This window comes from Sphingorhabdus sp. (assembly GCF_044354325.1).
Taxonomy (GTDB): domain Bacteria; phylum Pseudomonadota; class Alphaproteobacteria; order Sphingomonadales; family Sphingomonadaceae; genus Sphingorhabdus_B.
On record NZ_JBILAF010000028.1, the window covers coordinates 1 to 18,978 of the forward strand.

Consider the following 18,978-nt stretch of genomic DNA (forward strand, 5'->3'; position numbering starts at 1 on the left):
AACTGCCTGCGGCGGACATTTTACTTCGATATCTTTGCCATTTTGACGCCGCGATGGTGCATGTAATAGGTCCTGACCCTAACGTTTTGCGGGCACGAGGATGAACGCAGAACACAGCAGTTCGATTATGCCCGCGGTCAACGCGATGAACGCGGGCGTAACGCCCGGCATCCAGAACGCCAAGCTGGCAATACACATCAAAACGATGGCAAGTATGAGATACAAGCGCATTCCGTACACGGTCTGGAACACCAAATAGCGCGCCGCAACCGTCAACAAGACGATCGAAAAGAACAAGTGGCTGAATGTACTGCTGACCAGAAACGCAATGACAAGGCCGATGATTAGAAACGCCGTCGACTGCAACGCCAGCGTCTCCATTGGGTTGGGTGATCGGGTTTTGCCGCGTCTATAAACAGAACGCGCCAGCAAAACCGATATGGGATGAATGGCCATGCCCCCAAAGAACAATGTCGCCATGCCAGCGATCAGGCTGATGTTCATGGTGACCAGTCCGGACAATGTCCAGACAAGGCCCGATGCAAAGATACCGACCCCGCCGTTGACATATGCCCGGCGCATGTCGCGCTGCGCTTCTCCCAAATGCATGAACTTCACCCCCCCTCAGAAGTCGGCTTTATGTCACGCGGCAGTCGCCATTTCCACCGCTATCGTTTCCTCAATCCAGCCACCGCCAAGCACGCGGTCACCGTCATATAATACCGCCGCCTGCCCCGGCGCGACGCCATATTCGGGCGCATCGAAGCGCAACCATTCGCCATCCATCCGGGCGGGAACCGGGCGGGACATTGACCGGACCTTGGCCATCACAGGCCGGTCGCCGATGTCGGCCAGCCAATTGGCATCGATAACGCGCGCAGCCTGCACCGCCAGCGCTTCGCGCGGCCCAACGATCACGCGCTGCGTAGTGGGATCAAGCCGGATGACATATAAAGGCACTGGCTGACCGCCGACCTCTAACCCTTTGCGCTGCCCGACGGTGTAATGGATCAGGCCCTTATGCTGGCCAAGCGTACGACCATCCAGATGCACGATATCACCGCCGACCTCTGCATCCGGACGGATTTTGCGCACGACGCTGGCATAATCGCCATCGGGTACAAAGCAGATATCCTGACTGTCGGGCTTCATGGCCACGACGAGGCCCATTTCCTGCGCAATCGCGCGCACATGCGGCTTGGGCATGCCGCCCAAGGGGAAACGCAAATAATCAAGCTGATGTTGCGTCGTTGCAAACAGGAAATAGCTCTGGTCGCGTGCAGGATCAAAAGCGCGATGCAATTCCGCACCGGCCAGTCCCTCAACGCGGCGCACATAATGGCCCGTGGCAAGGCAATCTGCCCCAAGCTCGCGGGCCAGCCGGAACAGGTCGGTGAATTTCACACCCATGTTGCACCGAACGCACGGAATGGGTGTGCGGCCCGCCATATATTCATCGGCAAAATGGTCGATGACCGATTCGCGAAACTGGCTTTCATGATCGAACACATAATGCGCGATCCCCAATTTATCGGCAACGGCGCGCGCGTCCCGAATATCCTGCCCCGCGCAGCAGGCACCGGCGCGTTTTACCGCGCTGCCATGGTCATATAGTTGCAGCGTCACGCCAATAGTTTCGGCGCCCGACCGCGCAGCCAGCGCCGCAACCACAGACGAATCGACGCCGCCCGACATCGCAACAACGATTCGTTTGCCGGCAAGATCGGGCCCGAGTTGAAAATCAGAATGATAAATATCGTCAGTCATGGGAGTGCCTCCCTAATGGCTTGCACTTCTAAAAGCCAGTTTTCCGTAAGAATCCACGCGGGACCGCGAACGGAGAGGGCGCATGGCTGTTAACCTTGCCTAACATTCTTTGAAGATCGCCTTTACCCATTGTTAGAACATCTGGTGCTATAACAGCGCCATGGAAATGAATTTTCCCCATCACGCGTTACGCCACGATTCGGATATCAGCCGGAAGGACAGGCAATCCGCCCTTGATGCTGCCCGCTTGCGTCAAGCGAACAGCCGGACGGTCCGGTTCCTTCACCAGGCCGATCAATGTGGCGCGCCGGAACCCAACGATCTCGCTGCCCGAATTCACTGTTTCGCGGCGGCCCCCAATGCCGAACGCGCGGTGGGGGGCTCATTTTGGCAAAAATCCGGACCAGAAAAAACTAATGAACCACCTGTTTACCAAACTGCTTTAGGCAATATCAAAGGCCGCCTCCTACCTATCGATGCAACAGGAACCGAGTTAACCCTGGCGGGGCATGGAGCAGGAAAAAATCATGATTGAGAACCAGAAATTCCGTCCAGCGCAGGTCATTGGTCCATTGGGCGAACCGCTCACGTTGGACAGCCTGCCACCTCCCGGCACAACGCGGTGGGTTGTCCGCCGCAAAGCGGAAGTGGTCGCGGCTGTGAATGGCGGGCTATTGTCCATCAATGACGTGTGCGAACGCTATGATCTGACGCTCGAAGAATTTGCGTCGTGGCAGCGTGCAGTCGACCGGTCGGGTATGCCCGGCCTGCGCGTAACCCGTATTCAGCATTATCGCGACTTGTATGAGCGTCAGCAGAAATACTGACCGCGCGTCTTCAATTGCCAGCGAAATGACCAACCCCGCCTTGTGCGGGGTTTTTCGTGCGCACGGATCATGGCTTCTTTTTGGTGCAGTGATTGTTCTGGCTGTCCTTTACTGTTGTTCGTCGAAACATATCGACGACAGTTCCTATTGTTGCGGACAAGCTTTTCCACTATCGTATAGGGACCAATAAGGCGGTTTAGCTGTTGGTATTCTGCTGCTTGCAGGCAGTGACTTATTAAGGTAATACAGCTCCGCTATAAAAACATTGGGTTGCGTAACGCGCGCCCGCGACAGAATTTGGAACATCGGTATGAATTACGAAACAACTTTGAGCAGTTCGCTGGGTAGCGATGTGGTGGTGGATAACGCAGAACGCAATCGGCGTCGGCGGAACATCGTGCTGATTGTTGTCGCAATTTTGGCCGTTGCGGGTGCCGCTTATTATTTCTTTGGCAGCAGCACCGCGGCACCGACGGACGCCGACAAGGCTGGCCAAGCGCAAACCGTCACCGTGGTTGCCCCTGGTCGCGATTCTGTTGTGCGCGCCATTAACGCAACGGGCACGCTGGCGGCACGCCGCGAAATTCCCGTTGGTGTCGTTGGCGAAGGCGGACGCGTGCTTCAGGTATATGTCGATGCTGGTGAATGGGTGCGCCAAGGTCAGGTTCTTGTGAGCGTTGACCGCTCGGTCCAGACACAGCAGGCCGCAGCGCTTGAGGCACAAATTGGCGTCGCGCGCGCAGACCTCCAGCTCGCGCAAAATGAACTCGAACGTGCGATGCAGCTGGTTGAGCGCGGCTTCATTTCAAAAGCGGATGTCGACCGCAAGACCGCAACACGCGACGCGACACGTGCGCGCGTTAACGTCGCCAATGCGCAGCTTGCCGAAACCCGTGCGCGCAAAGCGCGGCTTGATGTCCGCGCACCGGTTTCCGGTTACGTGCTGGAACGAAAAGTCGAACCCGGTCAAACGGTATCGGCAGGCAGCGGAATCCTGTTCCGCATCGCCAAAGATGGCGAGCTTGAGCTGCAGGCAAAGTTAAGCGAAGACGATCTGGGCCAAGTTGCTGTTGGTGTCACGGCTAAGGTCACGCCAGTCGGGACTGACCGCATTTTCAACGGCAACATCTGGCAGATTGCGCCGATGATTGACGCCCAAAGCCGTCAGGGCATGGCGCGTATCGCACTGCCTTTTGACACCGCATTGCGTCCCGGCGGGTTTGCGTCGGTCGAGATTAAGGCTGGCGCGATGACTGCACCGGTTCTGCCGGAATCCGCCGTGCAAACTGGCCGTGAAGGCAGCTTTGTCTATATTGTTGGCAAGGATAACAAGGTACAGCAACGCCCCGTGAAGGTCGGTTCCGTCACTGCAAATGGTTTGATTATCGAACAGGGTCTTGATGGCACCGAACGCGTCGTTTTGTATGCTGGTGGCTTCCTCAATCCAGGCGAAACGATCAATCCCAAGCTTTTGAAAAAGCAGTAAGTTTTCGGCCTGTCGGGATATAAATCATGAATTTAAATAACATATCCGCATGGTCCATCCGGAACCCCGTGGTTCCGATTGTCTTGTTCGTCGCGCTCACGCTGGCGGGCATCATGTCGTTCAACAATATGGACGTGCAGAACGAGCCCGACATTGAATTCCCCGTTGTCGTTGTGTCGATATCCCAACCTGGTGCAGCGCCTACCGAAATCACAACGCAGATAACGCAAAAAGTCGAATCCGCGATCCGAAGTGTTCAGGGTGTACGCAACATCGATGCCACATCAAGCGAAGGCAATACGACGGTCAGCGCCGAATTCGAAATTGGTGACGATATCAACGCCGCGGTCAGCGAAGTCAAAAACGCTGTAGACCAGATCCGAAGTGATTTGCCTGACGGCATTTTGGAACCGCAGATTTTCAAAGTCGCAACATCAAGTGACCCGATCGCCTATTTCGCGGTCGAAGCCAGCGACATGACACTGGAGCAACTCAGCTGGTTTGTCGATGACACCGTAGCCCGGCGTTTGCTCTCAGTTGAAGGCATGGCGTCGGTTAGCCGTAATGGCGGCGTCAACCGAGAAGTTAGGGTGGTTCTCAACCCTGCAAAAATGCAGTCGCTTGGCGTAACCGCAAGCCAGATCAACAGCGTCCTGCGTCAGCAAAATATCAACGCGTCGGGCGGACAATCACAGATCGCAGGATCACGCCAATCGGTGCGCGTTCTTGGCAACGCAACCGATGCATTTGCCTTGAGCCAAACGCAAATCAGCCTTGGTGGCGGTCGTTCTATCAAATTGGCCGATGTCGCTGACGTGACCGATGGGTTCAGCGAACAGAGATCCATGGCATTTGCCGGCGGCAAGCAGGTCGTCACCTTGGCCATGTCGCGCGCGAAGGGCGCATCCGACGTCACCGTGTTCGACGACGCGATGGAAAAACTTACTGAGATCCAAAAGGAAAACCCTGGTATAAAGTTCATCACGTTGTTCAACAGCGTCGATTACACCAAAGGCCAATATAAAAGCTCGATGGCTGCGATGATTGAAGGCGCATTGCTCGCCATCGTCGTGGTGTTCTTGTTCCTGCGCGATTGGCGTGCGACGATTATTTCTGCGATTGCCATTCCACTGTCCGCCATCCCGGCTTTCTGGTTCCTTGATCTATTGGGCTTTACGCTCAACACCATGTCGCTGCTTGCGCTTGGGCTTGTCGCCGGTGTGCTTGTGGATGATGCGATCGTGGAAATTGAAAACATTGTCCGGCACATGCGCATGGGCAAATCCGCCTATCAGGCATCGATTGATGCTGCCGACGAAATCGGGCTTGCCGTGGTTGCAACCACATTCTCGATTGTCGCGGTGTTCCTGCCCGTTGGCCTGATGCCGGGTGTCGCAGGGCAATTCTTCAAAAATTTCGGACTGACCGTTGTGGCTTCGGTGCTTATGAGCCTTGCCGTCGCGCGTATGATTACGCCGATGATCGCCGCCTATTTCCTCAAATCCGCGGGCATTGCCGAACATGGCGAGGCTAGCTGGATCGACCGCTATATGAAGATCCTGCGCTGGTCGCTTGGCCATCGCCGCTGGATGATGGGTATTGGCGCTGTCGCTCTCGGTCTTACCATCGCGTTGTTTATCATCCTGCCCAAGCAGTTCTTCCCCGACGGCAATACCGATTTCAGCCGCGTGCGCATTGAGATGGTTCCGGGCACAACGCTGGAACGCACGCGTGAAGTCGCCAGCGAGGCCGCTGCAATTATCGAAAAACAGCCGGAGGTGAAGACCGCCCTTCAAAGCTTGCGCGAAGGCAGCGCCAACATTTTCATTACACTGCATGAAGACCGTGCACGGACCAGCCAGAAATTTGAAGAAGATCTGACACCATTGCTCACAAAAATTGCCGACGCACGCGTTACCTTTCAGGCTAATGGCCCGGGCGGTGGTGGTGGTGGTTCCGGCCGCGACGTTTCGGTCATGTTGTCCGGATCAGATCCCAAAATGCTTGACCGGACAGCGTCAACGCTTGTCGAACAAATGAAGACGCTACCTGAATTGCGTGCGCCTCGTATCTCCGCTGATTTGCAGCGTCCCGAATTGATCATAACGCCGCGTAATGACCTTGCGTCGCAACTTGGCGTATCAACAGTAGCACTCAGCCAGACAATTCGCGTCGCAACGCTTGGTGACATTGACCAGAATAGCGCAAAATTTTCAATGTCCGACCGTCAAATCCCGATCCGCGTGATGCTTGCCAAGGAATCGCGTCAGGACTTGGATGTCATCCGAAACTTACCGGTGCCATTGGCGAGTGGCGGTTCTGTGCCACTGTCACGTGTAGCGGACATAAGCTTCGGTGCTGGTCCAACCTCGGTTCAACGCCGTAACCAGAATTTCCGCATCTTCATTGGTGCGGATTTTGCACCGGGTATCGTTTCGTCCGAAGCCGACAAGAAAATAGACAACCTACCCATCATGAAAAATCTGCCCACCGGCGTGTCCCGCGCACCCTTTGGCAGTCAGGAATGGGAACAAGAAATGCAAAGCGACTTCCTCGTGGCGCTGATTTCCGGAACCTTGCTGGTGTTCGCGGTGCTGGTGCTTTTGTACCATCGCTTCATGTCACCCTTGGTCAATATGGGTTCGTTGTTGCTCGCGCCTTTGGGTGGCTTGGTGGCGATTGCTTTGGCAGGACAGCCAATCTCAATGCCTGTGTTCATCGGCATATTGATGCTCTTTGGTATCGTTGCGAAAAACTCCATTCTGCTGATCGACTTTGCGATTGAGGAAATGGCGCGCGGTGTTCCCAAGTTCCAAGCCATCATGGAAGCAGGCCATAAACGTGCGCAACCAATCGTTATGACCACGGTCGCCATGACCGCCGGCATGGTACCAACCGCGCTCTCGCTTGGGGGCGACGGCCAGTGGCGCTCGCCAATGGGCACCGTCGTCATCGGCGGCCTGATCGTTTCGACCTTGCTGACGTTGCTCATCGTTCCTGCGGGCTTCAGCCTTGCCGATGGTTTTGAAAAGCGCGTTGGTCCATGGTTGCGCTCACGGTTGCTGACCTATGATCCCGACAAGCATGGCGAAGATGTCGCTCCGCCCGTCGCCACGCCCGCAAAGGCAACTGGCAAAACAGGCGGCAAAGACGACCTCGGCGGACTTCAGCCTGCGGAGTGACGCTTTACTTGGCAGCTTGGCGGGCCTTGGCTAAGGCAGTGATGTGAAATCTGCCGATAAACTGGGACAGTCGGAAAAAATCCGTTACGCCGAGCGCGACGCTGAACTGCGTCAAATGCGGATTATCGCCACGGCCTTGCTGTTGGCGATGGCCGCTTTGTTCGTTTTCGGCAAATATATGGAAACCCGCTATGATGCCTATTGGGGCTTTCTGCGCGCCTTTGCAGAGGCTGGCATGGTCGGCGGTCTGGCGGACTGGTTTGCGGTCACCGCCCTGTTCCGCCACCCGCTTGGCATCCCCATTCCGCACACCGCGATCATTCCGAACAATAAAGAACGGCTTGGCCGCACGCTTGCGAGCTTTCTGCGCACCAACTTTCTGACGACCAAGGTTGTCGCGCGCCGCGTGCAGCGCATGGATGTCGCGGGTGCCATGGGCAAGTTTTTGAGCGCACCTGCCGGTGGCGAAGGCCGCATGCGCATGGGCGCCTCGCGCCTTTTGGGTGATATCATCGCCGCACTCGATGATGAACGGCTTGGCGGTGTAGCCAAGGGCGCAATCCGCAAGCAGCTCGACAAGCTAGATATTGCGCCGCTGCTCGGCCAATTGTTGACCGCGATGATCTGCGAGCGCCGCCATATCCCGGTGTTGGACGGCATCATCAAATGGGCATCGGCCACGCTGGAGGCCAATGAGCATCTCATTCGCCAAATGGTGGAGGAACGCGCCAATACAATCATGCGCTGGACGGGCCTTGACGACAAATTGGCCAACTCCATCGTCAATGGCCTCAATAAGCTGCTGCACGAAATGGCAGAAGACCCCGACCATCCTTTGCGGGAAAAGGGCGAAGAGGGCCTCGCCAGCCTTGCGCACGACCTTCGCCATGACAAGGAATTGCAGGCGAAGGTCGCGCATTGGAAAGGGCAGTTGCTCGAAAACCCCGCGATGGGCAAATGGATCAACAGCCTGTGGGATCAGGGCCGCGATGGCCTGCTAAAGGCCGCACGCAACCCCGATGCCGCGCTGGCGGGCAGCTTTGGCGATGCCCTGATAAAGCTTGGTGGCAGGCTTCAGGAAGATTCAGGCCTAAAGCTTCAAATCAACCGCTTCGCGCGCCGCGCGATTGTCGGCACCACCGAAAATTATGGCGACAATATCGTGACCCTCGTTTCCGATACAGTCGCCCGCTGGGATGCATCAACCATCACCGACCGCGTCGAAAATGCGGTGGGCAGCGACCTCCAATTCATCCGCATTAACGGCACATTGGTCGGCGGCATGGCAGGCATCGTCATTCATGCCGTTGGCTTGCTGATTTAAGCCAATTACAGCGCCGATATCATCCGTTCGGCCGCTTCGGCGGCCAAGCGGGCGGCGCGTTTTAGGTTGGTTTGGAAATCGCCTGAGCTATCGCCATTGGCATTGTCGCTGGTTGCCTTAATCGCCGCCCATGGCACGTCCATGCGGGCTGCGGCTTGGGCAACGGCTGCGGTTTCCATATCGATGATGTCGCCGCCAAGAACGCGGTGCAGGCGGCGGCCATGGTCGTCGTTTTCCATGAAGCAGTCATTTGTGATGATCCGCACTTTCGGTAGCCCCGTCTCTGGCATGATCGCGGCGTGATAGGGTTCGGCGTGCGCCTCGCCTATCGGCCATGCCCCTGCCCGATAATGCACAAACCCGTCGGCACGCGAGGCGCCATAATCGCCCTGCACGGCTTGCGTGATCTGGAAACAATGGCCGTCATGGTCGCTCAATTTCCCCGCAGTGCCGACCACCAACAGCAAATCTGCATGATAATGTTCGACCAACATCATCGCGGCCATCGCCGCATTCACTTTGCCAATGCCGCTGCAGGTGATGGCGATATTGCGGCCACCGGATTGGACCTGACGGACCATGAAACCGTGCAACGGCTCGCTATTGGCGCTTTGGCCGGGGAACAACGCTGCGGCTTCGGCGTCCACGCCGGTAATGATGCCAATGGTTTTGAACATGCTGCGCCCTTTATATATTTTCCAACAGGATGAGGCTCTAGCGCAGCATTAACGTAATTATGATGACATAAACGTTAGCACGGCCAAATTATTGGCTGGCGGCAATCATGTCTTCGATCCGGACGAACTTTTCGCGCGGGGCGCCATCGCGGGCGCGGGCAATCTCTGCCTCTTCAATTTTCTTCCAGTCGCTGAATGTGACAATATCGACCTTGCGCAATGCCAGCAGCGCATCCAGACCGGCACGACCATCTTTGTCGGCGCTTATGGCCATATCCTCCGCCACGCTATCAATGATATTATAGCCGTCGGGCCGGTTGGTTCCGATCGTTCCAGATGGGCCACGCCGAGCCCAGCCAACGCAATAGAGACCCGGCAATATCCTGCCGTCCAGATTGGCAAAGCGGCCACGGCCATGCTCATAAGGCACGCCGTCAATGGGCGGCGTTTGATACCCAATGCAGCTGATGACCATAGAACAATCGATGGTGTAGCTTTCGCCCGTGCTAACACTGCGATACTGGTCATCCAGCCGCATGCGCTCCACGCGAACGCGCTCGACTTTGCCATCGCCCTCAATCGCGACAGGGGCAGCAAAAAAGTCGAAATTGATGCTGATCGGCTTATCCGCACGAAACGCCTCTGGAATGGCTGCGAATTCGCGCAGATGCGTGACGGACTTGCGAATGCCGGGTTCCAACAAGGCATCTTCGCCGATGTCTGGCAGATCATCCTTATCGACGCGCGGGGTTGCCCGCTGCAAATGCGCGAGCTCGCCCAGTTCCTTTGGCGTCATCGCAATTTGGTGCGGGCCGCGCCTGCCCAAAATGGTGATGTCCTCAACACCCGAATGATCAAGCCCATCGAGCGCGTGGCTGACAATGTCGGAACCGTCAAATTCGGCGCGCGTTTTGGACAATATGCGCGCGACATCCAGCGCCACGTTACCATTACCGACGATGACGACATGCCGTCCATCCAATGGAGGTTGAAGGTCCGCATAATCAGGGTGGCCATTATACCAGCCGACAAAGGCGGCGCTGCCAAAAACGCCCGGCAAGTCTGCGCCAGCGATGTCCAACGGGCGATCATTCGGCGCGCCGGTGGCGAGAATGACCGCGTCATACAATGTCTGAAGCTCGTCGACGCTGACATCTTTGCCGACGGTCACATTGCCGACAAACCGGACATTGTCAGACAAGGCGACTTTTTCATAACGGCCCGCAACGGCCTTGATCGATTGATGATCGGGGGCGACACCAAAACGGATAAGGCCAAAGGGAACGGGCAAGCGGTCAATGATATCCACCCGCACATCGTCGCCAAATTTCTTCTGCGCAGCTTCTGCTGTGTAATATCCCGCCGGACCGGAACCGATGATTGCGATATGCCGCATGCCCTACTCCCCGTCATTGCCTGATTCGGCAGGCTAACGGGTCAGCGCCAAAAAGAAAGGGCCGACCTTCACACAGAAGATCAGGCGGCTTTACGCGCCTTGCGTGCGTCACGGTCCAGGAAACCGCGGATCGCCTCTATGCTCTCTTCGACATGGCTGAGCAGGAACAAATGCCCGCCATTTTCGACGACGAAAAGTTCGCTGTTCGGAATGAGGAAATTCAAAAACTTACCATTGGCGAGCGGAACGATCTGGTCATCGTCACCCATCATGATGAGCGTTTCGGTTTTCAGAAATGGCAGGAATGGCGCGCTGGTCCATCCCATCATCGCCATCAGCTGATAAAAATATCCCGTCTTCGACGGCGGTGTAATCCGGCCGATATGCTCCGACTTGTTGCCGACCACACCGCCGTACAGCGTCTTGAAATGCTTCGCCATGAAATCGGGGTCTATATAACGCCGCGGGTCAGCCATTTTGACCAACGCGGCGGGGTTACCCGGAACCATCAACATGCCAGCGCTGGTCGCGACAAGGATAAGCTTGTTCGTGCGCGCGCCATTCTGCAGCGCAAATTGCTGCGCCATCGCCCCGCCCCAGCTGACGCCCATGACATCGACCACGGGCATGTCAAACCGGTCAAGCAACAACGCCGCAATGCGCGACATCAATAAAGCGTTATAGGGGACCACCGGGTCGGGCGAACCGCCAATACCGGGCATATCAAAAGTGATGAAATCGCGGTCATCCAGCAGCTCGGCCATCGGCGCCATAGCCTCAATATTCGCGCCAATGCCGTTGAAGAACAATATCGGCAGCTTCTTCGTCGCCTTCGACGCCCGCCAAACCGCAACCCGCAATGTGCGACCGTCAACGGTCTCCATGCTGAATGTAGGGGCGCGGTTTTTGGTCATATGGGTTCCCCTGCCGCGTTTATCGCTGGCGTTGCGGGGAGTTTAACGCATGGACTCGGCTGTGCAAGGAAGAAAGAGCCATTTCGGCATCGTGACGACGTGGCGACCGCGGCGACGCAGCCTCACTCCAAAACATACAGCCCCGGTGCGGCTTCCATTGCCGGATAGGCCTTGCTGCCGAGCGTACCGGGGGCTGCGATTTCTGCGCCGGATCGCGCGTGGAGCCATTCCATCCAATGTGGCCACCAGCTTCCGGCAACTTCTTCGCTGCCTTTCATCCATTCGGTGACATCGGCGGGCGTCTTGCCGTTTGAATGTTTCCAATATTTCGCCTTGGGGTTGCCCGGCGGGTTCAGGATCGCCTGCATATGGCCAGCCTGGCTCAGGATGAATTCGACATTTTTGCTGCCGAACAATTGCGTTGACCGATAACATGCGCGCCATGGCGTGATGTGGTCGGTTGTCCCGCCCAGAACGAACAGGTCGCCCGTCACCTTGGTGAGGTCAAGCGTATGGCCCGCAATTTCGAACGTGCCCGGCGCGGCGTAGGCATTTGCCTCAAACAGCTCCAAGAAATCACCCATCAATGCCGAAGACAGGTTGGTCGCATCGGCGTTCCAGAACAATATGTCGAACGCCGGCGGATCATCGCCCAGCAGATAATTGTTGATGACATAGTTCCAGATGAGGTCATTTGGCCGCAACCATGCAAAGCCGCGCGCAAGGCTGCTGCCTTCAATCACGCCTTTCTTCGCCGCGCGCTGCCGTGCCAGCGCGATGCCATTGTGCGACACAAGGCTCGACGCCTCGGTATCGCCGGGCTTGGGTTCAAGCACGCACACCATCATGGTGATCGCGTTGGCGCGGGTGTCACCCATCGATGCCAGTTTGGACAGCAGGACGGACATGGTCTGTCCGCCGGAACAGCCGCCCGAAATGTTAACCTTGTCGCTGCCGGTAATCTCACACACGACGTCCAGCGCCTTGATGCAGCTTTCGATATATTCGGCCATGCCCCACACGCCCATATCCTCGGTCGGGTTACGCCATGAAATCATGAATGGCTGAATGCCGTGGTCGGTCTGCCATTTGATGATCGATTTTTCGGGGGACAGATCGTTGATATACATTTTATTGATCTGTGGCGGGATCGTCAGCTGCGGCGTGGCAAATACCTTGTCGGTGGTGGGCGCATATTGGACGAGTTCGAAACGTTCATCGCGATAGACCACGGCCCCTTTTGCGGTTGCGACATTCTCGCCAAGCTTGAACGGCTTTTTGTTCACCTGGCTCACCATCATGTCGTTGTGAACAATGTCGTGATAGGCGTTTTTCAGGCCCTTCACGAGGCTGAGCCCGCCGGAGTCCACCAACCGTTTTTGCGCGGTCGGATTGCCGATCAGCGTGTTGGTCGGTGACATCGCATCAATGATGATCTGCGAGATGAAATTGGCGCGGTCGCGTTCAAGCGCATCGAGTTCCAAATCCTCAATATAGCTTTTGACGCCCTTTTGCACCGCGAGATAATATTGCGCGCCCGCTTTGAAAAAGGGGTTAAACGTCCATGCCGGGTCCATGAAGCGTTTGTCCTTGGGATCAGGCGCGAGATCCGACTTTCCGGTCATGATTTTGACGACATCTTCGGAAAAGCTGCTGGTTGCCTTCCACGCCTTGTCGGGGTTGGCGGCGGTCTGGCGGAGCATCAGGCCAATGGCGCCGATGAAATCCTCCCGCGCTAACCCTGCTAATGGGCCAAGCGCCATCGTGGCATCATTGGCGGCGTCAAACGCGCCTGCAACGCCGGAAAATGGTGCGCCTTTCTTTTTCGCGCTCTTTGTTCCGGTCTTTTTTCCAGATCCGCTGCCCGCTTTTGTCGCCATCTGCATCTCCTCTTCCCAAGATGAAGAATTACATGCCCCGCGGCCTGCGTCAATCGCGCATCAAGCCGATGGAAAATGCCACAAAAATCGCCTATACCAACCGCGCCTCAACAGAGCGCGCATTGTTAACAATTGAAAACAAGCGCTTCTAAACTGGAGGACGGCCGCCGCGCATCTTAATGCGCGCATTAAGGAGCACCAGTATGCATGCCCGAGTTTGCGTTGCTGAACGATCAACAGGCCGCCTTTCGACACCAATGGGCACTTTCATTGGCCAATCCAGCGTAATGATTTTCCTGCGATGACCTCAGACATGAAAAAACTGGAAGGCTTGGGCAAATTGCTGAAGGCTGCCGGGGTTAAGCCCGCTGGCGCTGAGGCGATGGTCCGCGACCATATCGACGAAATTCAAGCCGATGCGCGCCAACATCATGCCGAACTCATCGCATCGGTGAAAGCGCTGAAAGAAGAGCTGGTCGAGCTGCGGCACAATCATGCTTCATCAGTGTCCGAAATCCGGATGGCGACCGATGTGATGCGGCGCGAGATCGAAGCGCGCAGCGTTGCGTTCGGCCGAACGCTTCAAATCGCCAAATTCGTGCTCATTATCATCGTGGCTTTGCAGATCGTTCTTCTTGTGGGCCTATTCACGACCACGGGCAGCAGCCTGCCCGACCTTGGCCGCTTTATCCCTGCGTCTGAGACAGCTAACAGCCTGCAAGCCCCACCCCCGACGTCCAGTCCCCAGGACACAGCTACGAAATGACCGAATGACATATATCATGTCCACAAAGCGACCTTCCCGTTTTCTCATTTCACGCAGCCTGATGGGTGGCCTGTGTCTTGCGGCCGCGATCACGGGCATCACGGTGACCGCCAACGCGCATGATCCAAGCGCGGAAAAACAAACTACGGGAAAACCAAAGGCAGAAAAGCCAAGCGCAGAAAAACAAACTGCGGGAAAGCCAAAGGCAGAAAAGCCAAGCGCGGAAAAACAAACTGCGGGAAAGCCAAAAGCAGAAAAGCCAAGTGCGGCAAAAACGACCCCGGCAAAGCCAAAGGCCGCTAAAGCCGAGCAGAAAAAGCCAAATGTCGCAAAGCCAAGCGCGTCAACATTCACGATCCCCAGCCTCGAAGACAAACCGACCAACGCCCAGACCAACGCTCAGTCCACTGCGGACGAAACGCTGCGCAATGACATCGACACGCTTTGGAAGAAATTCCCCGGCCGTGCGGGCATCGCCATTTACACGCCATTTTCGGATGACATTATCGGTCGGCGGCACACCGAACGCTTTCCGCAGCAAAGCGTCTCCAAAATGTGGGTCGCCCTGACGATTTTGGAACAAGAAGCCGCGGGCAAGCTGTCGCTCGACAAGAAAATACGCGTGAGCCGTGATGATATCGTGGTGTTCAGCCAGCCGATCAAACAATATCTCAGCAGCCAAGATTCCTTTGAAATGTCCGTGCGTGAATTGCTTGCCCACGCCGTCAACGCCAGCGACAATCTTGCAAACAGCGTCCTGATCCGCGTCGCCGGCGGCCCGCAGGCGATCAACCAGATGCTGGACCGGCGCAAAGTGCAATCGATCCGTTTCGGACCCGGCGAAGTGCTTTTGCAAAGCGCAATCGCGGGCCTCGAATGGCAACCTGAATATCGCAAAGGCAATGCCTTTAAGGAACAGCGTTCGCGCATTCCCATGGAAAAACGGCGCGCAGCGCTCGACAAATATCTGGCCTCGCCCTTGGATGGCGCCGCGCCGGGCACCATCGCGCTTGTGCTAAAACGCTTTGGCGAACGCGCGCCTGATGATCCGGGGGCAAAGCTTTTGAAACTGATGGCGGGTACCTATACCGGAAGATCACGCCTTCGTTCAGGGCTCGCACCGGGCTGGAGCCTCGCTCACAAAACGGGGACGGGGCAAGTATTGGGTTCGATTTCGACCGCACTTAACGATGTCGGGGTGATGAAAGCGCCTGATGGTTGTCGGTATCAGGTCGCCGTCATGATTGCCGAAACACACGCCGGAAGAGAGGTCACAAACGGCCTCATGCAAAATGTGGCGCGCGCGGTGGTGCGGCATCACCGCCAAATCCACCCCAAGGCCGAAAAGACGTCCTAAAGCGATTGCTGCCCAAATGTGCCTTCTGCCGAAAGGTATAAGGAATTCAGCGTGTCAAATAATCGCTTGCATGAATATTCGCTCCATTTTGGAGAGACCAAAACGTGCATCCGTGAATTTTGTTCCATAGGACGCGTAAAGTTCACATTAGTTCACAATATAATTGTTACAAAAGTTACATTTGTGGCGTAAAACCAAGTGGGGGTTCGGTCCACTATTTAAGGCATAGTAATGAAGAAATTTCATATAGCTGTGGTAGAAGACGACTTAGCCTTTGCGGCGGAGATGGAGGAATTTCTGGGGGCGTCCGGTTATGCGGTTTCCATCTATGACTCATCGCAGAAATTTTTGGCGGCGTTGCGCCAATCGGAATGCGACCTTCTCATCGTCGATTGGTCGATTCCCGATTTATCCGGTATTGAAGTGCTCGAATATATCCGGAAGTTTCATCCGGATATGCCAGCCATCATGCTGACCGCACGCACCGAAAATACCGACATTGTGCGCGGGTTACAGGCCGGTGCCGACGATTATGTTTCCAAGCCAGTAGATCCCGACGTCCTTGCAATGCGGATCAAATCGCTGCTGCGCCGATCCAAAGGCGAAGTGAAAAACGTGTCGGAAAACGTCATCCTCGGCCGCTATTTGCTGCGGCCATCGGCGTCCACGATCTACCTTGGGGACGAAGAGATCGTGCTGCCCAAGCGTGAATTTGACATGGCGATGCTGTTTTTCACAAATCCGAACCGCCTTCTTTCGCGGCAATATTTGGCAGCAACCTTATGGGGTAAAGTTGTCGATTACCAATCGCGGACGATTGACACCCATGTCGCACGGTTACGCAAGAACCTGAAGCTTGACCCCACATGTGGCATCAGCCTGAATGCGTTGTACGGTTTTGGATATACCTTGCAGGCCGATGTGCACGCAATGAACGCCGCGCACGAACACACCGCCATTTCGGCGTAGGCAAATAACCGCGCCGCTTTAGCCACGCCCGCTGCGTCGGAACACCTATCCGTGCGCAGCGCAGACTAAGGACGGTTTCGGGGAAACGCACGTTGCGCGGTAGGGCTAATCGTCGGCACTTGCGTCCCTCGGTCATGGCGCTACAGCACGCGAAATGAGCATGATTGAAATCGTCGCCGTTTTGCTCGGCATTGCCAACATCGTCCTGATTATCCGGCGATCGGTTTGGAACTTTCCCGTGGCGATTGTCATGGTTGCTTTATATTTCATCATCTTCCGCGACGCCAAGCTGTACAGCGACGCTGGGCTGCAGATCTTTTTCGCGGGCATCAATCTCTATGGCTGGTGGAGCTGGAACCGGAAAAAAGGCGAAAGCGGCGTGATTTCCGTCCGCAGGCTTCCGGCAACGGGCTATGCGTTGTGGATTGCAGGCTCGATCATCGCCATTTGGGCATGGGGCGCCATAATGCATGCCGAAACTGATGCCAGCTATCCCTATTGGGATGCGTCCATTGCGATGCTGTCGATTGTGGGGCAGATTTTGATGACCCGGCGCTTTGTCGAAAACTGGCATTATTGGATCATCGTCAATATCATCTCTATCCCGCTATATATCGTCAAAGACCTGCATCTGACCGCCGGGCTGTACGTCGTGTTTCTGGTGCTGGCGGTTGCTGGCCTTGTCGAATGGCGCAAGGCAGAACGCGCATGAAACGGATTTGCCTGCATGGTCCCGAAAGCACGGGCAAATCGACATTGGGCACGCGGCTTGCGGCGCATTTGGGATGCGAAGTCGTGCCCGAATATGGCCGCGCCTATTGCGAGGCGCATGGCACCGACATCGGCATGGCGCAGCTTGTCCACATTGCGCAGACGCAAGACGCGATGAACCGCGCCGCAGCCGCGCGCGCAGCGGAGCTGGGCGCTGGTTATGTGCTGTTCGATACAGATCCGCTGATAACGTCGGTGTGGGCGCACATGATGTTTGGTGCGGCGGACGGATATTTCGGCGCCTTTGCCGGTTTTGCCGACCATTATCTGTTGCTCGATATCGACCTGCCCTTTGTCGACGATGGCTTGCGCGTTTATGCGCAATCGGCCGAGCGCAAACGCTTTTTCGACCTATGCCGCGCTGAACTCGATGGACGCGGCGTCCGCTACACGTTGGTTCAAGGCGAAGGCGAAGCGCGTTTCACCGCGGCATTGGCCGCCATCTCGGCCTAAGCCTTCTCCAAAGCCTCGCTTGCCGCGACCCAGCGGGCTTCGGCAGCCTCTTGCGCAGCGACAATCTTCCCACGCCGTTGCGACAGCTCGCCCATCGTCAGGCTCTTATATTCATTCGCAGCGGACGCCGGATCGAACATCGCCCGGTCAATCGCGCTCAACACAACCTCAAGCTTGGCAAGGTCCGCCTCTGCGTCACTGACTTCGCGCTTAAGCTTGCTTTGCGCTTCACGCGCGGCGGCTTGCGCTTTTTTGTCTTCCTTGCGATCGGCCTTGGATACCTTCTCTTTCGCGGGGCCCTTGCCCAGGATGAAGTCGGTATAATCCTCAATCGTACCCGAAAATTCGGTCGCAGTCCCGCCATCGACGAGCACCAGCCGGTCGGCGGTCAGCTCCAACATATGGCGGTCATGGCTGACCAGAACCACGGTGCCTTCATATTCGTTCAGCGCCTGCACCAACGCTTCACGCGCATCGACGTCCAAGTGGTTCGTCGGTTCGTCAAGGATCAGCATATGCGGCGCATCGCGGGTAATGAGCGCCAGCGCCAACCGCGCGCGTTCGCCACCCGACAGCTTGCCGACCTTCGTCGTTGCCTTTGCCCCTGAAAAGCCGAAGCGGCCCAATTGCGCGCGCACCGCGCCGGGGGTCGCGCCCTTCATCTGCTGGGTCATATGCTCCAGCGGGGTATCGTCACCGTCAAGTTCTTCGACCTGATATTGCGTGAAATAGCCAACGCGCATTTTGCCCGACGCGCTCATCGCCCCGTCCATCGGCGTCAATTGCGCCGCAAGCAACCGCGCGAGCGTGGTCTTACCATTGCCATTGCGCCCCAGCAAAGCGATCCGGTCATCGGGGTCAATCCGCAGGTTCAACCGCTGAAGTATCGGTTTGCACGCGGTGTAGCCAACACTCGCCAGATCAAGCGTGACCAATGGCGGCTTCAATTCATCGGGACTTGGAAAGTCAAAGCTTAACGTCGGATCTTCGGCCATCGCGGCAATGGGTTGCATACGCGCCAGCGCCTTGGCTCTCGACTGCGCCTGTTTCGCGGTGGAGGCACGGGCCGAGTTGCGCGCAACATAATCCTGCAGCTTGGCGCGCTGTGCGTCCTGCGAAGCCTTGGCCGCCGCCAGCTGCGCTGCACGTTCGGCCCGCTGGCGTTCGAACGAGTCATAGCCGCCGGAATAGAGCGTGGTGGACCCGCCT

Annotated in this window: 17 protein-coding genes; 10 read left to right on the forward strand and 7 right to left on the reverse strand. The window is 56.6% G+C overall.

Annotation, left to right across the window (positions count from 1 at the left end):
* Nucleotides 1-78 precede the first annotated feature (78 nt).
* Together ACIQ0G_RS04250 and mnmA are read right to left on the reverse strand one after the other, a co-directional pair.
* Nucleotides 79-609 carry a DUF7010 family protein gene (locus ACIQ0G_RS04250; protein ID WP_397576837.1) on the reverse strand — a complete coding sequence of 177 codons (531 nt, stop codon included), beginning with the start codon at nt 607-609 and terminating at the stop codon, nt 79-81.
* 33 nt (nt 610-642) lie between these two features.
* Nucleotides 643-1,767: a tRNA 2-thiouridine(34) synthase MnmA gene (gene mnmA / locus ACIQ0G_RS04255; protein WP_397576838.1), complete on the reverse strand. Its 1,125-nt coding sequence runs from the start codon at nt 1,765-1,767 to the stop codon at nt 643-645.
* Nucleotides 1,768-1,927: 160 nt separating this feature from the next.
* On the opposite strand from mnmA, the gene ACIQ0G_RS04260 reads away from it, so the two are divergent.
* The 5 genes from ACIQ0G_RS04260 to ACIQ0G_RS04280 all read left to right on the forward strand — a co-directional run bounded on the left by ACIQ0G_RS04260 (nt 1,928) and on the right by ACIQ0G_RS04280 (nt 8,586).
* Nucleotides 1,928-2,302 (forward strand): hypothetical protein, encoded by a 375-nt coding sequence (locus ACIQ0G_RS04260; protein ID WP_397576839.1) that lies wholly within the window; start codon nt 1,928-1,930, stop codon nt 2,300-2,302.
* Nucleotides 2,295-2,594: a DUF1153 domain-containing protein gene (locus tag ACIQ0G_RS04265; protein WP_315457168.1), complete on the forward strand. Its 300-nt coding sequence runs from the start codon at nt 2,295-2,297 to the stop codon at nt 2,592-2,594. The genes ACIQ0G_RS04260 and ACIQ0G_RS04265 overlap by 8 nt, the downstream gene beginning before the upstream one ends.
* 310 nt (nt 2,595-2,904) lie before the next feature.
* On the forward strand, nt 2,905-4,080 hold the full coding sequence (locus ACIQ0G_RS04270) for an efflux RND transporter periplasmic adaptor subunit (protein WP_397576840.1): 1,176 nt from the start codon (nt 2,905-2,907) through the stop codon (nt 4,078-4,080).
* A 26-nt stretch (nt 4,081-4,106) separates the two neighbouring features.
* Nucleotides 4,107-7,262: an efflux RND transporter permease subunit gene (locus ACIQ0G_RS04275; RefSeq protein WP_397576841.1), complete on the forward strand. Its 3,156-nt coding sequence runs from the start codon at nt 4,107-4,109 to the stop codon at nt 7,260-7,262.
* A 115-nt stretch (nt 7,263-7,377) separates the two neighbouring features.
* On the forward strand, nt 7,378-8,586 hold the full coding sequence (locus ACIQ0G_RS04280) for a DUF445 domain-containing protein (protein ID WP_397576851.1): 1,209 nt from the start codon (nt 7,378-7,380) through the stop codon (nt 8,584-8,586).
* Nucleotides 8,587-8,591: 5 nt separating this feature from the next.
* Here the strand turns inward: ACIQ0G_RS04280 and ACIQ0G_RS04285 are convergent, their stop codons facing one another.
* From ACIQ0G_RS04285 to ACIQ0G_RS04300, 4 genes are all read right to left on the reverse strand, one after another.
* Entirely contained in the window at nt 8,592-9,263 is a 672-nt protein-coding gene (locus ACIQ0G_RS04285; RefSeq protein WP_397576842.1) for a purine phosphorylase, read from the reverse strand.
* 88 nt (nt 9,264-9,351) lie between these two features.
* The gene (locus ACIQ0G_RS04290; protein ID WP_397576843.1) at nt 9,352-10,659 is read right to left on the reverse strand and encodes an FAD-dependent oxidoreductase; all 1,308 of its coding nucleotides are present in this window, start codon (nt 10,657-10,659) and stop codon (nt 9,352-9,354) included.
* Nucleotides 10,660-10,739: 80 nt separating this feature from the next.
* Nucleotides 10,740-11,573 carry an alpha/beta fold hydrolase gene (locus ACIQ0G_RS04295; protein ID WP_397576844.1) on the reverse strand — a complete coding sequence of 278 codons (834 nt, stop codon included), beginning with the start codon at nt 11,571-11,573 and terminating at the stop codon, nt 10,740-10,742.
* 122 nt (nt 11,574-11,695) lie between these two features.
* The gene (locus ACIQ0G_RS04300) at nt 11,696-13,459 is read right to left on the reverse strand and encodes an alpha/beta fold hydrolase (RefSeq protein ID WP_397576845.1); all 1,764 of its coding nucleotides are present in this window, start codon (nt 13,457-13,459) and stop codon (nt 11,696-11,698) included.
* 307 nt (nt 13,460-13,766) lie between these two features.
* Here ACIQ0G_RS04300 and ACIQ0G_RS04305 point away from each other — a divergent pair, with 307 nt between their 5' ends.
* The 5 genes from ACIQ0G_RS04305 to ACIQ0G_RS04325 all read left to right on the forward strand — a co-directional run bounded on the left by ACIQ0G_RS04305 (nt 13,767) and on the right by ACIQ0G_RS04325 (nt 17,769).
* Entirely contained in the window at nt 13,767-14,219 is a 453-nt protein-coding gene (locus ACIQ0G_RS04305; RefSeq protein ID WP_397576846.1) for a hypothetical protein, read from the forward strand.
* A gap of 16 nt (nt 14,220-14,235) precedes the next feature.
* A complete protein-coding gene (locus ACIQ0G_RS04310) occupies nt 14,236-15,576 on the forward strand; it encodes a serine hydrolase (RefSeq protein WP_397576847.1) in 1,341 nt (446 codons plus the stop codon).
* Nucleotides 15,577-15,807: 231 nt separating this feature from the next.
* Nucleotides 15,808-16,545 carry a response regulator transcription factor gene (locus tag ACIQ0G_RS04315; protein WP_397576848.1) on the forward strand — a complete coding sequence of 246 codons (738 nt, stop codon included), beginning with the start codon at nt 15,808-15,810 and terminating at the stop codon, nt 16,543-16,545.
* Between the two features lie 154 nt (nt 16,546-16,699).
* Entirely contained in the window at nt 16,700-17,257 is a 558-nt protein-coding gene (gene pnuC / locus ACIQ0G_RS04320) for a nicotinamide riboside transporter PnuC (protein WP_397576849.1), read from the forward strand.
* On the forward strand, nt 17,254-17,769 hold the full coding sequence (locus tag ACIQ0G_RS04325; protein ID WP_333568794.1) for an ATP-binding protein: 516 nt from the start codon (nt 17,254-17,256) through the stop codon (nt 17,767-17,769). The genes pnuC and ACIQ0G_RS04325 overlap by 4 nt, the downstream gene beginning before the upstream one ends.
* On the opposite strand, the gene ACIQ0G_RS04330 is transcribed toward ACIQ0G_RS04325, so the two are convergent.
* Nucleotides 17,766-18,978, reverse strand: a 1,213-nt coding sequence (locus tag ACIQ0G_RS04330) for an ABC-F family ATP-binding cassette domain-containing protein (RefSeq protein ID WP_397576850.1), incomplete at its 5' end; no start/stop codon positions are given. The genes ACIQ0G_RS04325 and ACIQ0G_RS04330 overlap by 4 nt on opposite strands.